At 56.2% G+C, this 21520-nt stretch carries 19 protein-coding genes; all 19 read left to right on the top strand.

Features of this window, described 5'->3' with window-relative positions:
* The first annotated feature begins 188 nt into the window (after positions 1-188).
* The 19 genes from N2K86_RS14360 to wcaL all read left to right on the top strand — a co-directional run bounded on the left by N2K86_RS14360 (position 189) and on the right by wcaL (position 21512).
* Positions 189-1325 carry a polysaccharide export protein gene (locus tag N2K86_RS14360; protein WP_063144532.1) on the top strand — a complete coding sequence of 379 codons (1137 nt, stop codon included), beginning with the start codon at positions 189-191 and terminating at the stop codon, positions 1323-1325.
* A gap of 6 nt (positions 1326-1331) precedes the next feature.
* On the top strand, positions 1332-1775 hold the full coding sequence (wzb, locus tag N2K86_RS14355) for a low molecular weight protein-tyrosine-phosphatase Wzb (RefSeq protein ID WP_260659039.1): 444 nt from the start codon (positions 1332-1334) through the stop codon (positions 1773-1775).
* Positions 1776-1777: 2 nt separating this feature from the next.
* The gene (gene wzc, locus N2K86_RS14350; RefSeq protein WP_260659038.1) at positions 1778-3940 is read left to right on the top strand and encodes a tyrosine-protein kinase Wzc; all 2163 of its coding nucleotides are present in this window, start codon (positions 1778-1780) and stop codon (positions 3938-3940) included.
* Between the two features lie 123 nt (positions 3941-4063).
* Positions 4064-4906, top strand: coding sequence for a colanic acid biosynthesis glycosyltransferase WcaA (gene wcaA, locus N2K86_RS14345; protein WP_063138246.1), 843 nt, complete (start codon positions 4064-4066; stop codon positions 4904-4906).
* Entirely contained in the window at positions 4906-5397 is a 492-nt protein-coding gene (gene wcaB / locus N2K86_RS14340; RefSeq protein ID WP_260659037.1) for a colanic acid biosynthesis acetyltransferase WcaB, read from the top strand. Before wcaA ends, wcaB begins: the two co-directional genes overlap by 1 nt.
* Positions 5394-6611 (top strand): colanic acid biosynthesis glycosyltransferase WcaC, encoded by a 1218-nt coding sequence (gene wcaC, locus N2K86_RS14335; protein ID WP_260659036.1) that lies wholly within the window; start codon positions 5394-5396, stop codon positions 6609-6611. Before wcaB ends, wcaC begins: the two co-directional genes overlap by 4 nt.
* Entirely contained in the window at positions 6586-7815 is a 1230-nt protein-coding gene (wcaD, locus tag N2K86_RS14330; RefSeq protein ID WP_260661696.1) for a colanic acid polymerase WcaD, read from the top strand. Before wcaC ends, wcaD begins: the two co-directional genes overlap by 26 nt.
* Positions 7816-7944: 129 nt before the next feature.
* The gene (gene wcaE, locus N2K86_RS14325) at positions 7945-8691 is read left to right on the top strand and encodes a colanic acid biosynthesis glycosyltransferase WcaE (RefSeq protein ID WP_260659035.1); all 747 of its coding nucleotides are present in this window, start codon (positions 7945-7947) and stop codon (positions 8689-8691) included.
* 16 nt (positions 8692-8707) lie between these two features.
* Entirely contained in the window at positions 8708-9262 is a 555-nt protein-coding gene (gene wcaF, locus N2K86_RS14320) for a colanic acid biosynthesis acetyltransferase WcaF (protein ID WP_010431937.1), read from the top strand.
* A 21-nt stretch (positions 9263-9283) separates the two neighbouring features.
* Complete coding sequence (gene gmd, locus N2K86_RS14315; protein WP_010431938.1) at positions 9284-10405, top strand: GDP-mannose 4,6-dehydratase; 1122 nt, start codon at positions 9284-9286, stop codon at positions 10403-10405.
* A gap of 2 nt (positions 10406-10407) precedes the next feature.
* A complete protein-coding gene (gene fcl, locus N2K86_RS14310; protein WP_260659034.1) occupies positions 10408-11373 on the top strand; it encodes a GDP-L-fucose synthase in 966 nt (321 codons plus the stop codon).
* A gap of 2 nt (positions 11374-11375) precedes the next feature.
* Positions 11376-11855: a GDP-mannose mannosyl hydrolase gene (locus tag N2K86_RS14305; RefSeq protein WP_260661695.1), complete on the top strand. Its 480-nt coding sequence runs from the start codon at positions 11376-11378 to the stop codon at positions 11853-11855.
* The gene (gene wcaI, locus N2K86_RS14300) at positions 11852-13075 is read left to right on the top strand and encodes a colanic acid biosynthesis fucosyltransferase WcaI (protein ID WP_260659033.1); all 1224 of its coding nucleotides are present in this window, start codon (positions 11852-11854) and stop codon (positions 13073-13075) included. Before N2K86_RS14305 ends, wcaI begins: the two co-directional genes overlap by 4 nt.
* A gap of 3 nt (positions 13076-13078) precedes the next feature.
* On the top strand, positions 13079-14515 hold the full coding sequence (cpsB, locus tag N2K86_RS14295; RefSeq protein ID WP_089598073.1) for a mannose-1-phosphate guanyltransferase: 1437 nt from the start codon (positions 13079-13081) through the stop codon (positions 14513-14515).
* A gap of 110 nt (positions 14516-14625) precedes the next feature.
* Positions 14626-15996: a colanic acid biosynthesis phosphomannomutase CpsG gene (gene cpsG, locus N2K86_RS14290; protein ID WP_260659032.1), complete on the top strand. Its 1371-nt coding sequence runs from the start codon at positions 14626-14628 to the stop codon at positions 15994-15996.
* A gap of 128 nt (positions 15997-16124) precedes the next feature.
* Positions 16125-17519: an undecaprenyl-phosphate glucose phosphotransferase gene (gene wcaJ, locus N2K86_RS14285; RefSeq protein WP_260659031.1), complete on the top strand. Its 1395-nt coding sequence runs from the start codon at positions 16125-16127 to the stop codon at positions 17517-17519.
* Between the two features lies 1 nt (position 17520).
* Positions 17521-18999 carry a colanic acid undecaprenyl disphosphate flippase WzxC gene (gene wzxC / locus N2K86_RS14280; protein WP_260659030.1) on the top strand — a complete coding sequence of 493 codons (1479 nt, stop codon included), beginning with the start codon at positions 17521-17523 and terminating at the stop codon, positions 18997-18999.
* Positions 19000-19014: 15 nt separating this feature from the next.
* Entirely contained in the window at positions 19015-20295 is a 1281-nt protein-coding gene (gene wcaK / locus N2K86_RS14275) for a colanic acid biosynthesis pyruvyl transferase WcaK (RefSeq protein WP_260659029.1), read from the top strand.
* On the top strand, positions 20292-21512 hold the full coding sequence (gene wcaL / locus N2K86_RS14270; protein ID WP_260659028.1) for a colanic acid biosynthesis glycosyltransferase WcaL: 1221 nt from the start codon (positions 20292-20294) through the stop codon (positions 21510-21512). The genes wcaK and wcaL overlap by 4 nt, the downstream gene beginning before the upstream one ends.
* Positions 21513-21520 lie beyond the last annotated feature (8 nt).

The following is a 21520-nucleotide window of genomic DNA, read 5'->3' as shown; positions in this document are numbered from 1 at the left end:
CGGTAGCGTGCCTGAAAGCGTGTGAATCAGCCTCGATTATTCTGTCAATAGCCAATGGATGAATAAGCTTTTTTTAGGACTGATGCCAGTTATATTTCTAATTGCTTAACTGCATTCTGAATGCCAAAACGACCCGCGCTTATTTAAATTGCACAGGATAATTACTCTGCCAAAGTGATAAATAATCAATGATGAAATCCAAAATGAAATTGATGCCATTATTGGTGTCTGTGACCTTGATGAGTGGTTGCACGGTCTTTCCCGGCAGCAATATGTCAACAATGGGCAAGGATGTGATCAAACAACAGGACGCCGATTTTGACCTCGACAAAATGGTGAATGTTTATCCATTGACCCCACGTCTGGTGGAACAATTACGACCGCGTCCTAATGTTGCCCAGCCGAATATGTCGCTGGACCAGGAAATCGCCTCTTACCAGTACCGCGTAGGACCGGGTGACGTGATCAACGTGACCGTATGGGACCACCCGGAACTGACGACTCCAGCGGGCCAGTACCGCAGCTCAAGCGACACCGGTAACTGGGTTCAGTCTGATGGCACGATGTTCTATCCGTACATAGGCAAAGTGCATGTGGTTGGCAAGACGCTGGCCGAGATCCGTAGTGATATTACCGGCCGCTTAGCGCAGTACATCGCTGACCCGCAGGTGGACGTTAATATCGCCGCCTTCCGCTCGCAGAAAGCCTATATCTCCGGCCAGGTGAACAAATCCGGCCAGCAGGCCATCACTAACGTCCCGCTGACGGTTCTGGATGCCATCAACGCTGCAGGCGGCTTAACCGACGGTGCCGACTGGCGCAACGTTGTCCTGACCCACGAAGGCAAAGAGCAGCGCATTTCGCTGCAGGCGCTGATGCAAAACGGCGACCTGACGCAGAACCGACTGCTTTATCCGGGTGACATTCTGTATGTGCCACGCAACGACGATCTGAAAGTGTTCGTGATGGGTGAAGTGAAGAAACAGAGCACCCTCAAGATGGACTTCAGCGGTATGACCCTGACCGAAGCGCTGGGTAACGCGGAAGGCATCGACCTGACCTCGTCGAACGCCAGCGGTATCTTCGTTATCCGTCCGCTGAAAGGCGAGGGTACGAAAGGCAAGATTGCCAACATCTACCAGCTGGATATGTCTGACGCGACGTCGCTGGTGATGGCAACGGAGTTCCGTCTCCAGCCATACGATGTGGTCTACGTTACCACCGCGCCGGTTGCTCGCTGGAACCGCCTGATCAACCAGTTGCTGCCAACCATCAGTGGCGTTCGCTACATGACGGATACGGCGCGCGACATTCATACCTGGTAATCCGCGATGTTTAACAAAATTCTGGTGGTATGCGTGGGGAACATTTGCCGTTCCCCCACGGCTGAGCGGCTGCTGAAGCAGTATCAGCCTGCGTTAACGGTCGAGTCCGCAGGGCTTGGCGCGCTGGTTGGCAAAGGGGCCGACGAGCGTGCGACGAGCGTTGCGCAGGCGCATAACCTCTCCCTCGACGGGCATGTTGCCCGTCAGGTCTCAGGCCGGATGTGCCGCGAATATGACCTGATCCTCACGATGGAAAGACGCCACATTCACGCGCTGTGCGAGATCGCACCGGAGATGCGCGGCAAGGTGATGCTGTTTGGTCACTGGGATGGCGAGCGTGAAATCCCCGATCCGTATCGCAAGAGCCGTGAGGCATTTGAGGCGGTATACACCTTACTTGACCAGTCTGCCCGTCAGTGGGCGCAGGCACTGAAAGCTCAGCAGGGATAACAATGACAGAAAAAACAAAACCTTCTGCCGCCCCGACTTCGGGCAGTGATGAAATCGATATTGGTCGCCTGGTCGGCACCGTTGTTGAAGCGAAATGGTGGGTGATAGGGATCACCGCCGTGTTTGCCGTGGCGGCGATTGTTTATACGCTGTTCGCGACGCCTATCTATAGCGCTGACGCGCTGGTGCAAATTGAACAGAACACCGGTAACTCGCTGGTACAGGATATCGGCTCTGCGCTGGCGAACAAACCGCCTGCATCTGACGCTGAAATTCAGCTGATCCAGTCGCGTCTGGTACTGGGCAAAACGGTGCACGATCTGGGGCTTGATATCTCCGTCACCAAAAACACCTTCCCGATCTTCGGGGCTGGCTGGGATCGCCTGATGGGGCGCAGCAATGACACTGTCAAAGTGACGGACTTCGTGCTGCCAAAAGGGGCGGGCGATCAGACCTTTACCCTGACGGTACTGGGTCCGAAGCAGTACCAGCTGACCAGCGATGCGGGTCTTAGCGCGCGCGGCGAAGTGGGGCAGATGTTGACCAAAGATGGCGTCAGCATGATGGTGAGCGCAATCCACGCCCAGGAAGGCGGTGAGTTTACCGTCACCAAATTCTCCACGCTGGGGATGATCAATAACCTGCAAAACAACCTCACCGTCACCGAAAATGGGAAGGACACCGGCGTTCTGAGCATGACCTTTACCGGTGAAGACAAGGATCAAATCCGCGACATCCTTAATAGCATCACCCGCAACTATCTGGAGCAGAACGTTGAGCGCAAGTCAGCGGAAGCCGCAAAAAGCCTGGCGTTTCTCAGCAAACAGCTGCCGGAGGTGCGCGCCCGTCTGGATGACGCTGAGAACAAGCTGAACGCCTACCGTCAGGACAAGGATTCCGTCGATCTGCCGCTGGAGGCGAAATCGGTTCTCGACTCCATGGTGAATATTGATGCGCAGCTGAACGAGCTGACCTTCAAAGAGGCGGAGATTTCCAAGCTCTATACCAAACGTCACCCGGCGTACCGCACGCTGCTGGAGAAACGTCGTACCCTGGAAGAAGAGAAGGCGAAGCTGAATGACCGCGTGACCGCGATGCCGAAGACGCAGCAGGAAATTGTACGCCTGACGCGTGATGTGGAATCCGGCCAGCAGGTTTACATGCAGCTGCTGAACAAACAGCAGGAGCTGAAAATCACCGAAGCCAGCACCGTCGGCGACGTGCGTATCGTTGACCCGGCGATTACCCAGCCGGGCGTACTGAAGCCGAAGAAAGCGCTGATTATCCTCGGCAGCATTATTCTCGGCCTGATGCTCTCCATCGTGGGTGTGCTGCTGCGCTCGCTGTTCAACCGCGGTATCGAAAGTCCGCAGGTGCTGGAAGAGCATGGCATCAACGTGTACGCCAGCATCCCGCTTTCCGAATGGCAAAAATCGCGTGACAGCGTCAAAACCATCAAAGGGGTCAAGCGTTACAAACAGAGCCAGCTGCTGGCCGTGGGTAACCCGACTGACCTGGCGATTGAAGCAGTGCGCAGCCTGCGTACCAGCCTTCACTTCGCCATGATGCAGGCGAAAAACAACGTCCTGATGATGACCGGTGTTAGCCCCTCTATCGGTAAAACCTTCGTCTGTGCCAACCTGGCGGCGGTGGTAAGCCAGACCAACAAGCGCGTGCTGCTGATCGACTGCGATATGCGTAAGGGCTACACCCATGAGCTGCTCGGCACCAATAACGTTAACGGCCTGTCGGAAATCCTGCTCGGCAAAGGGGAGATTAGCGAGAGTGCGAAACCGACCTCTATCCCGAAATTTGACCTGATCCCGCGTGGTCAGGTGCCGCCAAACCCGTCCGAGCTGCTGATGAGCGAACGCTTCACCGAGCTGGTGGAGTGGGCGAGTAAGCATTACGACCTGGTGCTGATCGATACCCCGCCAATTCTGGCCGTGACCGATGCCGCCGTGGTGGGCCGTCATGCCGGCACCACGCTGATGGTGGCGCGCTACGCGGTGAACACGTTGAAGGAAGTGGAAACCAGCCTGAGCCGCTTCGAGCAGAACGGCATTGAGGTAAAAGGGGTGATCCTGAACTCCATCTTCCGTCGCGCGACCGGATACCAGGATTACGGGTATTACGAGTACGAATACAAGTCTGACAGCAAATAACAGCCAAAACATATCCCCACCCCCCTCACCCCGGCCCTCTCCCCAAAGGGGAGAGGGTGTCATCGTTCCCTCTCCCCTTTGGGGAGAGGGTTAGGGTGAGGGGTGTGGGTGTAGGAGGAAGAAATGACCACACAACGCCCTTTAGTTTCAATCTATATGCCGACATGGAATCGTCAGCAGCTGGCGATCCGCGCGATTAAATCGGTCCTGCGACAGGATTACGATAACTGGGAGCTGATCATCGTTGATGACTGCTCTTCCTCGTATGAACAGCTGCAAAAGTTTGTGACTGACCTCAACGACCCGCGGGTGGTCTATACGCATAACGCCATTAACTCCGGCGCATGTGCGGTGCGTAATCAGGCAATTATGCAGGCGAAAGGGCAGTATCTGACCGGGATTGACGACGATGATGAATGGACGCCAAACCGGCTGTCGATCTTCCTCTCTCATAAAGCGCAGCTGGTGACGCACGCGTTCCTGTATGCCAACGATTACGTTTGCCAGGGCGAAGTGTACTCGCAGCCGGCCAGCCTGCCGCTGTACCCGAAATCACCGTACTCCCGCCGCCTGTTCTACAAGCGCAACATTATCGGTAACCAGGTCTTTACCTGGGCGTGGCGCTTTAAAGAGTGCCTGTTCGATACCGAACTGAAGGCCGCGCAGGACTACGACATCTTCCTGCGGATGGTGGTGGAGTATGGCGAGCCCTGGAAGGTGGAAGAGGCCACGCAGATCCTGCACATCAACCACGGGGAGATGCAAATCACCTCGTCGCCGAAGAAGTTCTCGGGCTACTTCCACTTCTACCGCAAGCACAAGGACAAGTTTGACCGTGCAAGCCGGAAGTATCAGCTCTTTACCCTGTATCAGATCCGCAACAAGCGCATGAACTGGCGCACGCTGCTGACGCTGCTTTCCGTGCGTAACGGCAAGCGTCTGGCCGACGGGCTTCGGGGGAAATAATGTTTCTGGAAGATTGTCGCGCTAACAGCTGGAGCCTGCGCCCGTGCTGCATGGTTCTGGCGTACCGCATCGCGCACTTTTGCTCGGTGTGGCGTAAGAAAAATGTGCTGAACAACCTCTGGGCGGCACCCGTGCTGGTGCTGTACCGCATCATCACCGAATGCTTTTTTGGCTATGAGATTCAGGCCGCAGCCACCATTGGCCGCCGCTTCACCATCCATCACGGGTATGCCGTGGTGATCAATAAGTTCGTCGTGGCGGGGGATGATTTCACTATTCGCCACGCGGTCACCATCGGCAACCGTGGGCCAGAGAGCCTGGCCTGTCCGGTGATTGGCAATAACGTCGAGCTGGGCGCCAACGTAGTGATTATCGGCGACATTACTATCGGCAACAACGTCACGATTGGCGCCGGTAGCGTGGTGCTGGACAGCGTTCCGGACAACGCGCTGGTGGTGGGGGAAAAAGCCCGCGTGAAGGTGATTAAATGAACATTCTGCAATTTAACGTCCGCCTCGCAGAAGGAGGCGCGGCAGGCGTGGCGCTGGATCTGCATCAGCGCGCCCTGCAAAAAGGATTACAGTCGCGTTTTGTTTACGGCTACGGCAAAGGCGGCAAGAAAAGCGTTAGCCATGATAACTATCCTCAGGTGCTGAAGCAGACCCCGCGTCTGACATCCATTGCCAACATCGCGCTGTTCCGCCTGTTTAACCGCGATCTGTTTGGCAACCTGAACAACCTTTACCGCACCGTGACGCGCACGACCGGCCCGGTTGTGCTGCATTTTCACGTTCTGCACAGCTACTGGCTGAATCTGGAAGAGGTGGTGGCGTTTTGTGAGAAGGTGAAAGGGCATAAGCCGGACACCCGATTCGTCTGGACGCTGCACGATCACTGGAGCGTGACCGGACGCTGTGCCTTTACGGACGGCTGTGAAGGCTGGAAAGATAACTGCCAGAAATGCCCGACGCTGAACAATTACCCGCCGGTGAAGGTGGATCGTGCGCATCAGCTGGTTGAGGGCAAGCGTCAGCTGTTCCGCGACATGCTCTCGCTCGGCTGCACCTTTATTTCCCCAAGCCAGCACGTGGCGGATGCCTTCAACAGCCTGTACGGGGCAGGGCGCTGCAAGATCATCAACAACGGGATCGACGTGGCAACGGAAGAGATCCTGGCGGAACTGACGCCCGTAGCCGAAACGCCAGGCAAACCGAAAATTGCCATTGTTGCGCATGACCTGCGCTACGACGGCAAAACCAACCAGCAGCTGGTGCGCGACATCATGGCGCTTGGCGACAAAATTGAACTGCACACCTTCGGCAAGTTTTCCCCGTTTGAAGGGGCGAACGTGGTGAATCATGGATTTGAAACCGACAAGCGCAAGCTGATGAGCGCGCTGAATGGAATGGATGCGCTGGTGTTCAGCTCCCGCGTGGACAACTATCCGCTGATCCTCTGTGAAGCGCTCTCTATTGGCGTGCCGGTGATTGCCACCCACAGCGATGCGGCACGTGAGGTGCTGGAAAAATCCGGCGGGAAAACTTTTGCGGAGCAGGAGGTCCTGCCGCTGGTGCAAATGCCGAAGGCGCAGATCGCTCAGGCCGTTTTTGGCACTGACCTGGAATCGTTCCGCAACCGCAGCCGCAAGGCCTACAGTGGACAACAGATGCTGGAGGAGTATGTCTCGTTCTATCAGAATCTGTAGTTATCTGCTGCTGCCGCTGATCTACCTGCTGGTCAACGTCAAGATTGCCCAGCTGGGAGAGAGCTTCCCGATTACCATCGTCACCTTCTTGCCCGTTCTGCTTTTACTCTACGTTGAGAAAATCAGTCTCAAGAAGCTGATGATTGCGCTAGGACTCGGGTTTGGTCTGACCGCGTTTAACTACATCTTTGGTCAGTCGCTGGATGCCAGCAAATACGTCACCTCAACCATGCTGTTTGTTTATATCGTTATCATTATTGGTATGGTGTGGAGTATTCGCTTTAAAACTATTTCTCCGCACAATTATAAGAAAATCCTTAGGTTCTTTTATATTGTCGTCGGGGTCATTGTTATGCTTGCCGCGATGGAAATGGCGCAAATTATTTTGACCGGCGGCAGCAGCCTGATGGAGATAATTTCGAAATATCTCATATACAGTAACAGCTATGTACTGAACTTCATTAAGTTTGGCGGTAAGCGTACTACTGCGCTCTATTTTGAACCGGCTTTCTTTGCTCTGGCATTAATCTCAATTTGGCTCAGCATCAAACAGTTTGGTATCAAAACCCCCAAAACCGATGCTATGATTCTTGCAGGAATTGTTCTGTCTGGATCGTTCTCAGGGGTAATGACATTTATCCTGTTTTACCTCCTGGAGTGGGCGTTCCAGTACCTGAACAAAGATGCAATTAAGAAAAAACTGCCGCTGGCGATTATCTCCCTGACGGTATTTATGATTGGCGTGATATTTGCCTTCCCTTACATCTCAGAACGTCTGGGAGATTTAGGAACGGAAGGGTCTTCGTCCTATTATCGCATCATCGGGCCGCTGGTGATGGTGGGTTATTCCTTAACCCATATTGATGGGGTAGTAAGATTCGGCTCACTTTACGAATATGTTGCATCATTCGGAATCTTTAACGGTGCGGATGTCGGTAAAACCATAGACAATGGCCTGTATCTGTTAATTATTTATTTTTCGTGGTTCGCCGTACTGTTGACGATCTGGTATCTGTTTAAAGTTTTTAAAATGATGATTAACGCGTTCGGTGATAACCAAAACTTTCGCGTGCAGCTTTATCTTTTTACACCAGTGTCGTTGTTCTTTACGGGGTCAATATTTAGCCCGGAATATGCTTTCTTGATTGTCTGCCCGTTTATTTTGCGCAAAGCGCTCAATATTACGCGCGTAAGCCCTAAATAATTCGAGTTGCATGAAGGCGGCGACGTAGCGAATCCTCAGGAGCGTACTTTAGTACGTGACTGGGGTGAGCGAGGAAGCCAACGCACAGGCAACTTGAAGTATGACGGGCATGACGAAATGAGGTGATTTATGTTTCTAAGCGTCATTACTGTCGCCTTTCGTAACTACGAAGGGGTGGTAAAAACCTGGCGCTCGCTGCGCAATCTGGCGCGCGATCCGAGCCTCACCTTTGAGTGGATCGTGGTTGATGGCGGTTCGAACGACGGTACGGCTGAGTTTCTGGAAAAACTCAACGGTGAGTTCAACTTACGTTACATCAGCGAGAAAGATAAAGGCATTTACGACGCGATGAATAAAGGCATCGCGATGGCGCAGGGGCGTTACGCTATCTTCCTGAATTCTGGCGATGTGTTCCATGAGGACGTGGCCCTGTTTGCCCGTCAGCTCGCCCGCCAGAAAGAGGACGCCTTGTATATTGGCGATGCACTGCTTGATTTTGGTGACGGAAATAAAGTCCTGCGCAGCGCCAAGCCGGGCTGGTATATCTACCACAGCCTGCCGGCCAGCCATCAGGCCATTTTCTTCCCGGTCGAGGGTCTGAAAAAACAGCCTTACGATTTGCAGTATAAAGTGTCATCAGATTATGCACTGACTGCCAGCTTGTACAAATCAGGTTATCCATTCCGTCGAATTAAAGGGCTGGTGTCTGAATTTTCCATGGGCGGTGTGTCAACCTCAAATAATCTGGAATTGTGCCAGGATGCAAAAAACGTGCAGCGTAAAATATTACGCGTGCCGGGGTTCTGGGCGGAATTGTCTTATTTTTTACGCCTGAAAACGACAGGTAAAGCGAAAGCCTTATATAACAAAGCCTGAAATATAAGGAAGCGTAATGCAGGAACTTAATGGATTCTCCGTGCCGAAAGGCTTTCGGGGCGGGAACGGTATTAAGGTGCAGCTATGGTGGGCGGTTCAGGCGACATTATTTGCCTGGTCCCCGCAAATTCTGTACCGCTGGCGAGCCTTTTTATTGCGTCTGTTTGGCGCAAAAATCGGAAAAAACGTAGTGATTCGCCCCTCGGTGAAAATTACCTACCCGTGGAAATTAACGCTCGGGGATTACGCCTGGGTAGGGGATGACGCGGTGTTATATACCCTGGGCGAGATTACGATTGGCGCAAATTCGGTGGTGTCGCAGAAGTGTTATTTGTGCACCGGCAGCCATGATTTTATGAGTCAGCATTTTGATATTACCGCTTCGCCAATTGTGATTGGTGAAAAATGCTGGCTGGCAACAGATGTCTTTGTTGCACCTGGTGTTTCTGTTGGTGATGGCACGGTAGTCGGTGCCCGCAGCAGCGTTTTTAAATCGCTACCGGCAAATACAATTTGCCGTGGCAACCCCGCAGTGGTGATACGCGAACGCGTTGAAACTGAAAAACTTTGATAAGTACAGAGGAATATAAACATGTCTAAAGTCGCTCTCATCACCGGCGTTACCGGACAAGATGGTTCTTACCTGGCAGAACTGCTGCTGGAAAAAGGGTATGAAGTACACGGTATTAAACGTCGTGCCTCTTCGTTCAACACCGAGCGTGTTGACCATATCTACCAGGATCCTCACTCCGCGAACCCGAAATTCCATCTGCATTACGGCGATCTGACCGACTCCTCCAACCTGACCCGTATCCTGCAGGAAGTGCAGCCGGATGAAGTGTACAACCTGGGCGCGATGAGCCACGTTGCGGTCTCCTTCGAATCCCCGGAATACACCGCCGACGTTGACGCCATGGGCACCCTGCGTCTGCTGGAAGCCATTCGCTTCCTTGGCCTTGAGAAGAAAACGCGCTTCTACCAGGCGTCCACCTCCGAGCTGTACGGTCTGGTGCAGGAAATTCCGCAGAAAGAGACCACGCCGTTCTACCCGCGCTCTCCGTATGCGGTCGCTAAACTGTACGCCTACTGGATCACCGTGAACTACCGTGAATCCTACGGCATGTACGCCTGTAACGGCATTCTGTTCAACCACGAATCCCCGCGTCGCGGCGAAACCTTCGTGACCCGTAAAATCACCCGCGCGATCGCCAACATCGCTCAGGGCCTGGAATCTTGCCTGCACCTCGGCAACATGGACTCCCTGCGTGACTGGGGCCATGCGAAAGACTACGTGAAAATGCAGTGGATGATGCTGCAGCAGGACAAACCAGAAGACTTCGTGATCGCGACCGGCGTGCAGTATTCCGTGCGTCAGTTCGTTGAAATGGCTGCCGCGCAGCTGGGCATCAAACTGCGCTTCGAAGGTACCGGCGTGGAAGAGAAGGGCATTGTGGTGTCCGTGACTGGTCACGACGCACCGGGCGTGAAGCCGGGCGACGTTATCGTTCAGGTTGATCCGCGCTACTTCCGTCCTGCTGAAGTGGAAACCCTGCTGGGTGACCCAACCAAAGCGCACGAGACCCTGGGCTGGAAACCAGAGACCACTCTGCAGGAGATGGTTTCCGAGATGGTGGCCAAAGATCTTGAAGCAGCGAAAAAACACTCCCTGCTCAAGTCTCATGGCTACGAGGTTGCCATCGCGCTGGAGTCCTGAGAATGACAAAACAACGTATTTTTGTCGCCGGTCATCGCGGAATGGTGGGTTCCGCGATTGTTCGCCAGCTGGAGCAGCGCGGCGACGCAGAGGTGATTGTCCGCACGCGCGACGAGTTGGATCTGCTCGACAGCAAAGCGGTGCAGGATTTCTTTGCCAACGAACGTATTGACCAGGTGTATCTGGCGGCTGCGAAAGTGGGCGGCATTGTTGCCAACAACACTTACCCGGCGGATTTCATCTACGAGAACATGATGATCGAGAGCAACATTATTCACGCAGCGCACCTGCACAACGTGAATAAGCTGCTGTTCCTCGGCTCATCCTGTATCTACCCGAAAATGGCGAAGCAGCCGATCGCCGAGAGCGAACTGCTGCAGGGCACGCTTGAAGCCACCAACGAGCCGTACGCGATTGCCAAAATTGCCGGGATCAAGCTGTGTGAGTCCTACAACCGTCAGTACAACCGTGACTATCGCTCGGTGATGCCGACCAACCTGTACGGACCGCACGACAACTTCCACCCGAGCAATTCGCACGTGATCCCGGCGCTGCTGCGTCGCTTCCACGAGGCGACCGCCGAGAACGCGCCGGACGTGGTGGTGTGGGGCAGCGGTACGCCAATGCGCGAGTTCCTGCACGTGGACGACATGGCTGCGGCCAGCATTCACGTGATGGAGCTGGATCGCGAGGTATGGCAGGAGAACACCGAGCCGATGCTGTCGCACATCAACGTCGGTACCGGCGTGGACTGCACCATCCGCGAGCTGGCGCAAACCATCGCGCAGGTAGTGGGCTACAAAGGCCGCGTGGTGTTTGACGCCACCAAGCCGGACGGCACGCCGCGCAAACTGCTGGACGTGACCCGCCTGCACCAGCTGGGCTGGTATCACGAGGTGTCACTGGAGCAGGGGCTGGCCAGCACCTACCAGTGGTTCCTGGAAAACCAGCACCGCTTCCGGGGGTAATGATGTTTTTAAGTCAGGAAGATTTTGCCACGGTAGTGCGTTCTACTCCGCTGATCTCAATTGATCTGATCGTGGAGAACGGACGCGGCGAGTTCTTGCTGGGGAAACGAACCAATCGTCCTGCACAGGGCTTTTGGTTCGTGCCCGGCGGGCGCGTGCAGAAGGATGAGCGGCTTACCGATGCGTTTGAGCGTCTCACTCTGGCGGAGCTGGGCCTGCAGCTGCCAATGGCGGCAGGCCAGTTTTACGGGGTCTGGCAGCACTTCTATGACGATAACTTTTCAGGCACCGGGTTCTCCACGCACTACATTGTACTGGGGTTCCGCCTGAAGGTGAGTGAGGCAGACCTGCGTCTGCCTGATTCTCAGCATGACGACTACCGCTGGCAGACGCCAGAGGCGCTGCTGGCGAGCGATAACGTTCACGATAACAGTCGAGCGTACTTCCTCGCAGAACGTCAGTCCGGGGTGCCGGGTTTATGAAGATCCTTGTGTATGGCATTAACTATTCGCCGGAATTAACCGGCATCGGGAAATACACCGGCGAGATGGTCGAGTGGATGGCGAGCCAGGGACATGACGTGCGGGTCATTACCGCGCCGCCGTACTACCCGGAGTGGAAGGTGGGCGAGCGCTACTCAAGCTGGCGCTATCGCCGCGAAGAGGGTGCAGCGACCGTGTGGCGCTGCCCGCTCTATGTGCCGAAACAGCCTTCGACCCTGAAACGTTTAATTCATCTGGGCAGCTTTGCCCTGAGCAGTTTTTTCCCGCTGATGGCGCAGCGTCGCTGGAAGCCGGATCGCATTATCGGCGTGGTGCCGACGCTGTTTTGTACGCCGGGCATGCGTCTGCTGGGCAAACTTTCCGGCGCGCGTACCCTGCTGCACATTCAGGATTATGAAGTGGACGCCATGCTCGGCCTGGGAATGGCAGGCAAGGGTAAGGGCGGCAAGGTGGCGAAGCTCGCCAGCGCCTTTGAGCGCAGCGGGCTGCACAACGTGGATTACGTCTCGACGATCTCGCGCTCGATGATGAACAAAGCGCAGGAGAAGGGCGTCCCGGCGGAGAAAGTCATTTTCTTCCCGAACTGGTCCGAAGTGGCGCGTTTCCGCGATGTGACAGAGCAAGACGCTTATGCGCTCCGCGCGCAGCTCGGTTTGCCTGAAGATCAAAAAATCATTCTTTACTCCGGCAACATCGGCGAAAAGCAGGGGCTGGAGAGCGTCATTGAAGCGGCGCAGCAGCTTAGCGCACATCCGTGGACGTTTGTGATTGTCGGGCAGGGCGGTGGAAAAGCGCGGCTGGAAAAAATGGCCCTCGAACGCGGCCTGACCAACGTGAAATTTTTCCCGCTTCAGTCTTACGAGGCGCTGCCTGCCCTGCTGAAGATGGGCGACTGCCATCTGGTCGTGCAAAAGCGCGGCGCGGCGGACGCGGTGCTGCCGTCCAAACTGACCAATATTCTGGCGGTGGGCGGTAATGCGGTGATTACAGCAGAAGCCGAAACAGAATTAGGCCAGCTGTGTAACAGCTATCCCGGCATTGCCGTTTGCGTGGAGCCGGAATCCGTTCCCGCGCTGGTAGCCGGTATTGAGCAGGCACTCGCCATGCCGAAAGAGAACACGGTGGCACGTGAATATGCCGAACGCACGCTCGAAAAAGAGAACGTGCTGAGCCAATTTATTGCAGATATACGGGGATAAATCATGAGTCAAACCACGTTGTATCCGGTTGTGATGGCAGGTGGCTCTGGTAGCCGGTTGTGGCCGCTGTCCCGCGTGCTCTATCCAAAACAGTTCCTCTGCCTGAAAGGGGACCTCACCATGCTGCAAACGACGGTCAACCGTCTGCACGGCGTGGAGTGTGAAAGTCCGGTCGTTATTTGTAACGAACAGCACCGTTTTATCGTTGCCGAGCAGCTGCGCCAGCTGAACAAACTCACAGAAAACATCATTCTGGAGCCTGCCGGTCGTAACACCGCCCCTGCGATCGCCCTGGCGGCGCTGGCGGCGAAACGCAGCAGCCCGAACTGCGACCCGCTGATGCTGGTCCTGGCGGCTGACCACGTCATTCAGCAGGAGGAGGCGTTCCGCGACGCGGTGCGTGCGGCCATTCCTTATGCGGAAAGCGGCAAGCTGGTGACCTTCGGCATCGTGCCGGACCTGCCGGAAACCGGCTATGGCTACATCCGTCGCGGCAGCGTGACGCCGGGCGAAGGCGACAGCGTGGCGTTTGACGTGGCGCAGTTCGTCGAAAAACCGAATCTGGAAACCGCGCAGGCCTACGTGGCCAGCGGGGAATATTACTGGAACAGCGGCATGTTCCTGTTCCGCGCCGGACGCTACCTGGAAGAGCTGGAAAAATACCGTCCGGACATCCTGAGCGCCTGCGAGAAAGCGATGGCGGTGGTGGATCCTGACCTCGATTTTATTCGTGTGGATGAGCAATCCTTCCTCGCCTGCCCGGAGGAGTCCATTGACTACGCGGTCATGGAGCGCACGGCGGATGCCGTCGTGGTGCCGATGGACGCTGGCTGGAGCGATGTGGGGTCCTGGTCATCCCTGTGGGAGATCAGCGCCCATACCCCGGAGGGTAACGTCCATCACGGTGATGTGATTAGCCACAAAACGGAAAATAGCTACGTTTACGCCGAATCAGGCCTGGTCACCACGGTTGGCGTGAAGGACCTGGTGGTCGTGCAGACCAAAGATGCGGTGCTGATTGCCGACCGTAACGCCGTGCAGGACGTTAAAAAAGTGGTTGAACAAATCAAGGCCGATGGCCGTCACGAGCACCATATTCACCGCGAAGTCTACCGCCCGTGGGGCAAGTATGACTCCATCGATTCCGGCGACCGTTATCAGGTGAAGCGTATTACCGTGAAGCCGGGTGAAGGGTTGTCCGTACAGATGCACCACCATCGCGCCGAGCACTGGGTGGTGGTGGCGGGAACCGCGAAAGTCACCATTGACGGCGAAATCAAACTGCTGGGCGAAAACGAATCCATCTACATTCCGCTGGGGGCGACGCACTGTCTGGAGAACCCGGGGAAAATTCCGCTCGACCTGATTGAAGTGCGCTCCGGTTCGTATCTGGAGGAGGACGATATCGTTCGCTTCCAGGACCGCTACGGGCGAGTGTAGCGCCTCTGCTTCCTGCCCGGTGGCGCTGCGCTTACCGGGCCTACGAATGAAAAAAATGAATTTGGCCATTAATTGGTCAGGGCCAACTGTTGCCTGAAAAAGGGGTCATCATGGAAAAGTTAACCTGTTTTAAAGCCTACGATATTCGCGGCAAGCTGGGCGAAGAGCTGAATGAAGACATTGCGTGGCGCATTGGCCGCGCGTACGGCGAATATTTAAAGCCGCAAACCATCGTGCTGGGCGGCGACGTGCGCCTGACCAGCGAGTCCCTGAAGCTGGCCCTGGCGAAAGGGCTGCAGGATGCGGGCGTGGACGTGCTGGACATCGGCCTTTCCGGCACTGAAGAGATTTACTTTGCCACCTTCCACCTGGGCGTGGACGGCGGTATCGAAGTGACCGCCAGCCACAACCCGATGGACTACAACGGCATGAAGCTGGTGCGCAAGGGCGCGCGTCCGATCAGCGGCGATACCGGCCTGCGCGACGTGCAGCGTCTGGCCGAAGCCAACGACTTCCCGCCGGTGAACGACGCGAAGCGCGGCAGCTACAAGCGAATCAATTTGCAAAACGAGTACATCGACCACCTGCTGGGCTATATCAACGTGGCAAACCTGAAGCCGCTGAAGCTGGTCATCAACTCCGGTAACGGCGCGGCAGGCCCGGTAGTGGATGCCCTGGAAGCTCGCTTTAAGGCGCTGAACGTGCCGGTCACCTTCATCAAAGTGCATAACACCCCGGACGGCAACTTCCCGAACGGTATTCCTAACCCGCTGCTGCCGGAGTGCCGCGACGACACCCGTAACGCGGTGATTGAGCACGGTGCCGACATGGGTATCGCCTTTGACGGTGACTTCGACCGCTGCTTCCTGTTCGACGAGAAAGGGCAGTTCATCGAGGGCTACTACATCGTCGGCCTGCTGGCGGAAGCCTTCCTCGAGAAAAACCCGGGGGCGAAGATCATTCACGACCCGCGCCTTTCCTGGAACACCGTCGACGTGGTGTCCGCGGCGGGCGGCACGCCGGTGATGTCCAAAACCGGCCACGCCTTTATTAAAGAGCGCATGCGTGAAGAAGACGCCATTTACGGCGGCGAGATGAGCGCTCACCACTATTTCCGTGATTTTGCCTACTGCGACAGCGGGATGATCCCGTGGCTGCTGGTGACCGAGCTGCTGTGCCTGAAAGGGCAGACCCTGGGCGAGCTGGTGCGCGACCGCATGGCGGCCTTCCCGGCGAGCGGTGAGATTAACAGCAAGCTGGCGCAGCCTGCCGACGCCATTGCCCGCGTGGAGCACCACTTTGCCATTCACGCGCTGGAGATTGACCGTACGGACGGTATCAGCATGGCGTTCCCGCAGTGGCGCTTCAACCTGCGCTCCTCCAACACCGAGCCGGTGGTGCGCCTGAACGTAGAGTCCCGCGCCGATACCGCGCTGATGGAAGCCCGAACGAAGGACATTCTGGCGCTGTTGAATCAGTAAAAAGAAAACCTTACCCCTGACCCTAACCCTCTCCCCAAAGGGGAGAGGGAACTTGAACACCCTCTCCCCTTTGGGGAGAGGGCCGGGGTGAGGGGCGAGGGGTAAGGTTTAGAACTAAAGGAACAACGATGACAAATCTAAAAAAGCGCGAACGAGCGAGAACGAATGCATCGTTAATCTCTATGGTGCAGCGTTTTTCTGATATCACCATCATGGTCGGCGGACTGTGGGCGGTGTGTTGGGTTAGCGGGCAGTCGTTCTTATACATGCACTTGCTGATGGCGTTGATTGCGCTGGTGGTGTTTCAGATGATCGGCGGCATGACCGATTTCTATCGTTCATGGCGCGGCGTCAAAATGACCACCGAACTGATGCTGCTGCTCCAGAACTGGACCTTAAGCCTGATTTTCAGCGCAGGCCTGGTGGCGTTCAGCCATGATTTTGATAACCGTCTTGTGACCTATCTCTGCTGGTATCTGTTAACCAGCGTTGGCATGGTGGTCTGCCGCTCGCTGATCCGCTTTGGCGCGGGCTGGCTGCGCAACCGCGGGTATAACCGTCGCTTCGTTGCCGTGGCGGGCGATCTGCCGGTGGGACAGGTGTTGCTCGACAGCTTCCGCAAAGAGCCGTGGTTAGGTTTTGAAGTGGTCGGGATTTATCACGACGCGAAGCCCGGCGGCGTGCCGTCCGACTGGGCGGGTAACTACGAACAGCTTATTGACGACGCGAAAGCCGGAAAGATCCACAACGTCTATATCGCCATGCAGATGAAAGATGAATCCCGCATCAAGAAACTGATGCGCGAGCTGGCGGATACCACCTGCTCGGTGATCCTCATCCCGGATGTCTTCACCTTTAATATTCTCCACTCCCGTATTGAAGAGGTGAACGGGGTACCGGTTGTTCCACTGTACGACACGCCGCTGTCGGGGATTAACCGCGTGCTGAAGCGCGTGGAAGATATCGTGCTTTCGTCCCTGATCCTGCTGCTTATCTCCCCGGTGCTGTGCTGCATTGCGCTGGCGGTGAAGCTCAGCTCGCCGGGGCCGATCATCTTCCGTCAGACCCGCTACGGCATGGACGGTAAGCCGATCATGGTGTGGAAATTCCGCTCTATGAAGGTGATGGAGAACGACAAGGTAGTGACCCAGGCGACGCAGAACGATCCGCGCGTCACCCGCGTGGGCAACTTCCTGCGCCGAACCTCGCTCGATGAGCTGCCGCAGTTCATCAACGTGTTCACCGGCGGGATGTCCATCGTCGGGCCTCGTCCGCACGCCGTGGCCCATAACGAGCAGTACCGTACCCTGATTGAAGGTTACATGCTGCGCCATAAGGTGAAGCCAGGCATCACCGGCTGGGCGCAGATCAACGGCTGGCGCGGCGAGACCGACACGCTGGAAAAAATGGAGAAACGTATCGAGTTCGATCTGGAGTACATCCGCGAGTGGAGCCTCTGGTTCGATATCAAGATTGTTTTTCTGACCATTTTCAAAGGCTTCGTGAACAAAGCGGCGTACTAAGATGAGCTTACGAGAAAAAACCATCAGCGGTGCGAAATGGTCAGCCATGGCCACCATCGTCATCATTGGCCTCGGCCTGGTGCAGATGACGGTGCTGGCGCGCATTATCGATAATCACCAGTTCGGCCTGCTGACCGTCTCGCTGGTGATTATCGCCCTGGCCGATACGCTGTCGGACTTTGGTATCGCCAACTCCATTATTCAGCGCAAGGAAATCAGCCATCTGGAGCTGACCACGCTCTACTGGCTGAACGTCGGGCTGGGTATCTTCGTCTTTGTGCTGGTGTTTCTGCTGAGCGATGTGATTGCCGGCGTACTGCATAACCCGGACCTGGCGCCGCTGATGCGCACCCTGTCGTTTGCGTTCGTGGTGATCCCCCACGGGCAGCAGTTCCGCGCGCTGATGCAGAAAGAGCTGGAGTTCAACAAAATCGGCATGATTGAAACCAGCGCCGTGCTGGCGGGCTTTACCTTCACCGTGGTCAGCGCCCATTTCTGGCCGCTGGCGATGACCGCCATCCTCGGCTACCTCGTTAACTCTGCCGTGCGCACGCTGCTGTTTGGCTTCTTTGGCCGCAAGATTTATCGCCCGGGGATGCATTTTTCGCTGGCGTCGGTTTCATCCAACCTGCGCTTCGGCGCGTGGCTGACGGCAGACAGCATTATCAACTACGTGAATACTAACCTCTCCACGCTGGTGCTGGCGCGTATTCTGGGCGCGAGCGTCGCGGGTGGCTACAACCTGGCGTATAACGTCGCGGTTGTTCCGCCGATGAAGCTCAACCCGATCATTACCCGCGTGCTGTTCCCGGCGTTCGCCAAAATTCAGGACGATACCGAGAAGCTGCGCGTGAACTTTTACAAGCTGCTCTCCGTGGTGGGGATCATCAACTTCCCGGTACTGCTGGGGCTGATGGTGGTCGCCAGCAATTTCGTGCCGCTGGTGTTTGGCGAGAAGTGGAACAGCATCATCCCAATCCTGCAGCTGCTGTGCGTGGTCGGGCTGCTGCGCTCCGTGGGGAATCCGATTGGTTCCCTGCTGATGGCAAAAGCGCGTGTGGACATCAGCTTTAAGTTCAACGTGTTCAAAACCTTCCTGTTTATTCCGGCGATCCTCGTGGGCGGGCATATGGCGGGTGCCATTGGCGTCACCCTCGGGTTCCTGCTGGTACAAATTATCAACACCGTGCTGAGCTACTTCATCATGATCAAGCCGGTGCTGGGCTCTAGCTACCGTCAGTACATCCTGAGCCTGTGGCTGCCGTTTTATCTCTCTTTACCCACTCTGGCGGTCAGCTATGGCCTGGGCGTGGTGCTCAGCGGTCATCTGCCGCTGGCGGCGCTGCTGGCGGTGCAGGTTGCCGCAGGCGCGCTGGCGTTCGGCGTGATGATTGTGCTGTCGCGCAATGCGCTGGTGGTCGAGATGAAGCGCCAGTTTTGCCGTAACGAAAAAATGAAAACGCTGCTTCGCGCAGGCTAATTTTAAGAGGCCATTATGAAATTACTTATTCTTGGCAACCATACCTGCGGCAACCGTGGCGACAGTGCCATCCTGCGCGGTTTACTGGATGCAATTAACACCCTTGAGCCTGAGACAGAAGTGGATGTGATGAGCCGTTATCCGGTCAGCTCATCCTGGTTACTGAACCGCCCGGTGATGGGCGATCCGCTCTACAGCCAGATGAAACAGCAAAACAACGCTGCGGGCGTGATGGGGCGCGTGAAGAAAGTCCTGCGTCGTCGTTACCAGCATCAGGTGCTGCTTTCCCGCGTGACCGATACCGGCAAGCTGCGCAATATCGCTATCGCGCAGGGCTTTACCGATTTCGTCCGTCTGCTGTCGGGCTATGACGCCATTATTCAGGTTGGCGGTTCGTTCTTCGTCGATCTCTACGGCGTGCCGCAGTTTGAGCATGCGCTCTGCACCTTTATGGCGAAAAAGCCGCTGTTTATGATCGGCCACAGCGTCGGGCCATTCCAGGATCCGCAGTTTAACCAGCTGGCGAACTACGTGTTTGGTCATTGCGATGCGCTGATCCTGCGCGAGTCCGTGAGCCTCGACCTGATGAAGCGCAGCGAGATCGACACGTCAAAAGTTGAGCACGGCGTGGATACCGCCTGGCTGGTGGATCACCAGGACGATAATTTCCAGCCAAGCTATGCGGTACAGCACTGGCTCGACGTGGCGGCGAAACAGAAAACCGTCGCCATCACCCTGCGCGAGCTCGCGCCATTTGATAAACGTCTTGGCACCACCCAGGCGGCCTACGAGAAAGCCTTCGCCGATGTGGTGAACCGCGTGCTGGACAGTGGCTACCAGGTGCTGGCGCTCTCAACCTGTACCGGTATTGACAGCTACAACAAAGATGACCGCATGGTGGCGCTCAATCTGCGCAACCTGGTTAACGATCCGTCCCGTTATCACGTGGTGATGGACGAGCTGAACGACCTGGAGATGGGCAAACTGCTCTCCGCCTGTGACCTCACCGTCGGCACGCGCCTGCACTCGGCCATTATCTCCATGAACTTCGGCACGCCAGCGATTGCCATCAACTACGAGCACAAATCAGCGGGCATTATGCAGCAGCTCGGCATGCCGGAAATGGCGGTCGATATTCGCCATCTTCTCGACGGTTCGCTGGGGGCCATGGTCGGCGACACGCTGGGACAGCTGCCTGCGATTAACGAACGCCTGGCCGTGGCGGTGAAAGCCGAGCGCGAAAAGGGGATCGGCATGGTGAAATCGGTGCTCGACCGCGTCGGGGAGGGGAAATGAAGGTTGGTTTCTTCTTACTGAAATTTCCGCTGTCGTCTGAGACCTTTGTACTGAACCAGATCACCGCGTTTATCGATATGGGATATGACGTGGAGATTATCGCCCTGCAAAAGGGCGATACGCAAAACACCCATGCGGCGTACACCCAGTATGGGCTGGAAGCCAAAACCCGCTGGCTGCAGGATGAGCCGGGCGGACGGCTAAACAAACTTCGCTACCGCGCCAGCCAGACGCTGCGCGGGCTGCATCGTCCCTCGACGTGGCGGGCGCTGAACGTGTCGCGCTACGGGGCGGAATCCCGCAATCTGATCCTCTCCGCCATCTGCGGGCAAACGTCGCAGCCGTATTGTGCGGATGTGTTTATCGCCCACTTCGGCCCGGCGGGCGTGACCGCCGCGAAGCTGCGCGAGCTGGGGGTGATTGACGGCAAAATCGCGACCATTTTCCACGGTATCGACATTTCCAGCCGGGAAGTGCTGAACCACTATACGCCTGAGTATCAGCAGCTCTTCCGCCGCGGCGACATGATGCTGCCCATCAGCGAACTGTGGGCCGGTCGGCTGAAAAAGATGGGTTGCCCGGGCGAAAAAATCACCGTATCAAGGATGGGCGTCGATATGGAGCGCTTCACCCAGCGCCCGGTGAAGGTGCCGGGGAAACCGCTGCAGATTATTTCGGTCGCGCGGTTAACCGAGAAGAAAGGTCTGCACGTCGCGATTGAAGCCTGTCGTCAGCTAAAAGCGCGTGGGGTGGATTTCCACTATCGCATTTTAGGTATTGGCCCCTGGGAGCGCCGACTGCGCACGTTGATCGAACAGTATCAGCTGGAAGGCTGCGTGGAGATGCCGGGCTTCAAGCCAAGCCATGAGGTGAAGGCGATGCTCGACGAGGCGGACGTTTTCCTGCTGCCCTCCGTGACCGGTGCAGACGGTGATATGGAAGGTATTCCGGTCGCGCTGATGGAGGCAATGGCCGTGGGCATTCCTGTTGTGTCTACGCTGCACAGCGGGATCCCTGAACTGATCAGATCGGAGTATTCCGGCTGGCTGGTGCCTGAAAATAATGCTTTCGCCCTGGCCGATCGCTTAGCGGCCTTCAGCGACATCGACCAGCAGGAGCTGGTACCGGTGCTGCAAAATGCCCGACAAAAAGTCGAAACAGAATTTAACCAGCAGGTGATTAATCGCCAGTTAGCGAGCCTGCTGCAAACGCTGTAACGCCGAGG

The organism is Enterobacter mori (genome assembly GCF_025244905.1).
GTDB lineage: Bacteria > Pseudomonadota > Gammaproteobacteria > Enterobacterales > Enterobacteriaceae > Enterobacter > Enterobacter mori_A.
Note: the sequence above shows the minus strand (reverse complement) of the source record. Positions and strands in the feature narration are given on the sequence as shown.

What these genes read in the sequence shown, in the direction of transcription:
- wcaA (WP_063138246.1), top strand. Translation starts at nt 4,064, where the DNA reads ATGACCACACAACGCCCTTTAGTTTCAATCTATATGCCGACATGGAAT.
- wcaI (WP_260659033.1), top strand. Translation starts at nt 11,852, where the DNA reads ATGAAGATCCTTGTGTATGGCATTAACTATTCGCCGGAATTAACCGGC.
- wcaF (WP_010431937.1), top strand. Translation starts at nt 8,708, where the DNA reads ATGCAGGAACTTAATGGATTCTCCGTGCCGAAAGGCTTTCGGGGCGGG.
- wcaK (WP_260659029.1), top strand. Translation starts at nt 19,015, where the DNA reads ATGAAATTACTTATTCTTGGCAACCATACCTGCGGCAACCGTGGCGAC.
- wcaJ (WP_260659031.1), top strand. Translation starts at nt 16,125, where the DNA reads ATGACAAATCTAAAAAAGCGCGAACGAGCGAGAACGAATGCATCGTTA.
- wcaB (WP_260659037.1), top strand. Translation starts at nt 4,906, where the DNA reads ATGTTTCTGGAAGATTGTCGCGCTAACAGCTGGAGCCTGCGCCCGTGC.
- N2K86_RS14305 (WP_260661695.1), top strand. Translation starts at nt 11,376, where the DNA reads ATGTTTTTAAGTCAGGAAGATTTTGCCACGGTAGTGCGTTCTACTCCG.
- cpsG (WP_260659032.1), top strand. Translation starts at nt 14,626, where the DNA reads ATGGAAAAGTTAACCTGTTTTAAAGCCTACGATATTCGCGGCAAGCTG.
- cpsB (WP_089598073.1), top strand. Translation starts at nt 13,079, where the DNA reads ATGAGTCAAACCACGTTGTATCCGGTTGTGATGGCAGGTGGCTCTGGT.
- wcaC (WP_260659036.1), top strand. Translation starts at nt 5,394, where the DNA reads ATGAACATTCTGCAATTTAACGTCCGCCTCGCAGAAGGAGGCGCGGCA.
- wcaD (WP_260661696.1), top strand. Translation starts at nt 6,586, where the DNA reads ATGTCTCGTTCTATCAGAATCTGTAGTTATCTGCTGCTGCCGCTGATC.
- wzc (WP_260659038.1), top strand. Translation starts at nt 1,778, where the DNA reads ATGACAGAAAAAACAAAACCTTCTGCCGCCCCGACTTCGGGCAGTGAT.
- N2K86_RS14360 (WP_063144532.1), top strand. Translation starts at nt 189, where the DNA reads ATGATGAAATCCAAAATGAAATTGATGCCATTATTGGTGTCTGTGACC.
- gmd (WP_010431938.1), top strand. Translation starts at nt 9,284, where the DNA reads ATGTCTAAAGTCGCTCTCATCACCGGCGTTACCGGACAAGATGGTTCT.
- wzxC (WP_260659030.1), top strand. Translation starts at nt 17,521, where the DNA reads ATGAGCTTACGAGAAAAAACCATCAGCGGTGCGAAATGGTCAGCCATG.
- wcaL (WP_260659028.1), top strand. Translation starts at nt 20,292, where the DNA reads ATGAAGGTTGGTTTCTTCTTACTGAAATTTCCGCTGTCGTCTGAGACC.
- wzb (WP_260659039.1), top strand. Translation starts at nt 1,332, where the DNA reads ATGTTTAACAAAATTCTGGTGGTATGCGTGGGGAACATTTGCCGTTCC.
- wcaE (WP_260659035.1), top strand. Translation starts at nt 7,945, where the DNA reads ATGTTTCTAAGCGTCATTACTGTCGCCTTTCGTAACTACGAAGGGGTG.
- fcl (WP_260659034.1), top strand. Translation starts at nt 10,408, where the DNA reads ATGACAAAACAACGTATTTTTGTCGCCGGTCATCGCGGAATGGTGGGT.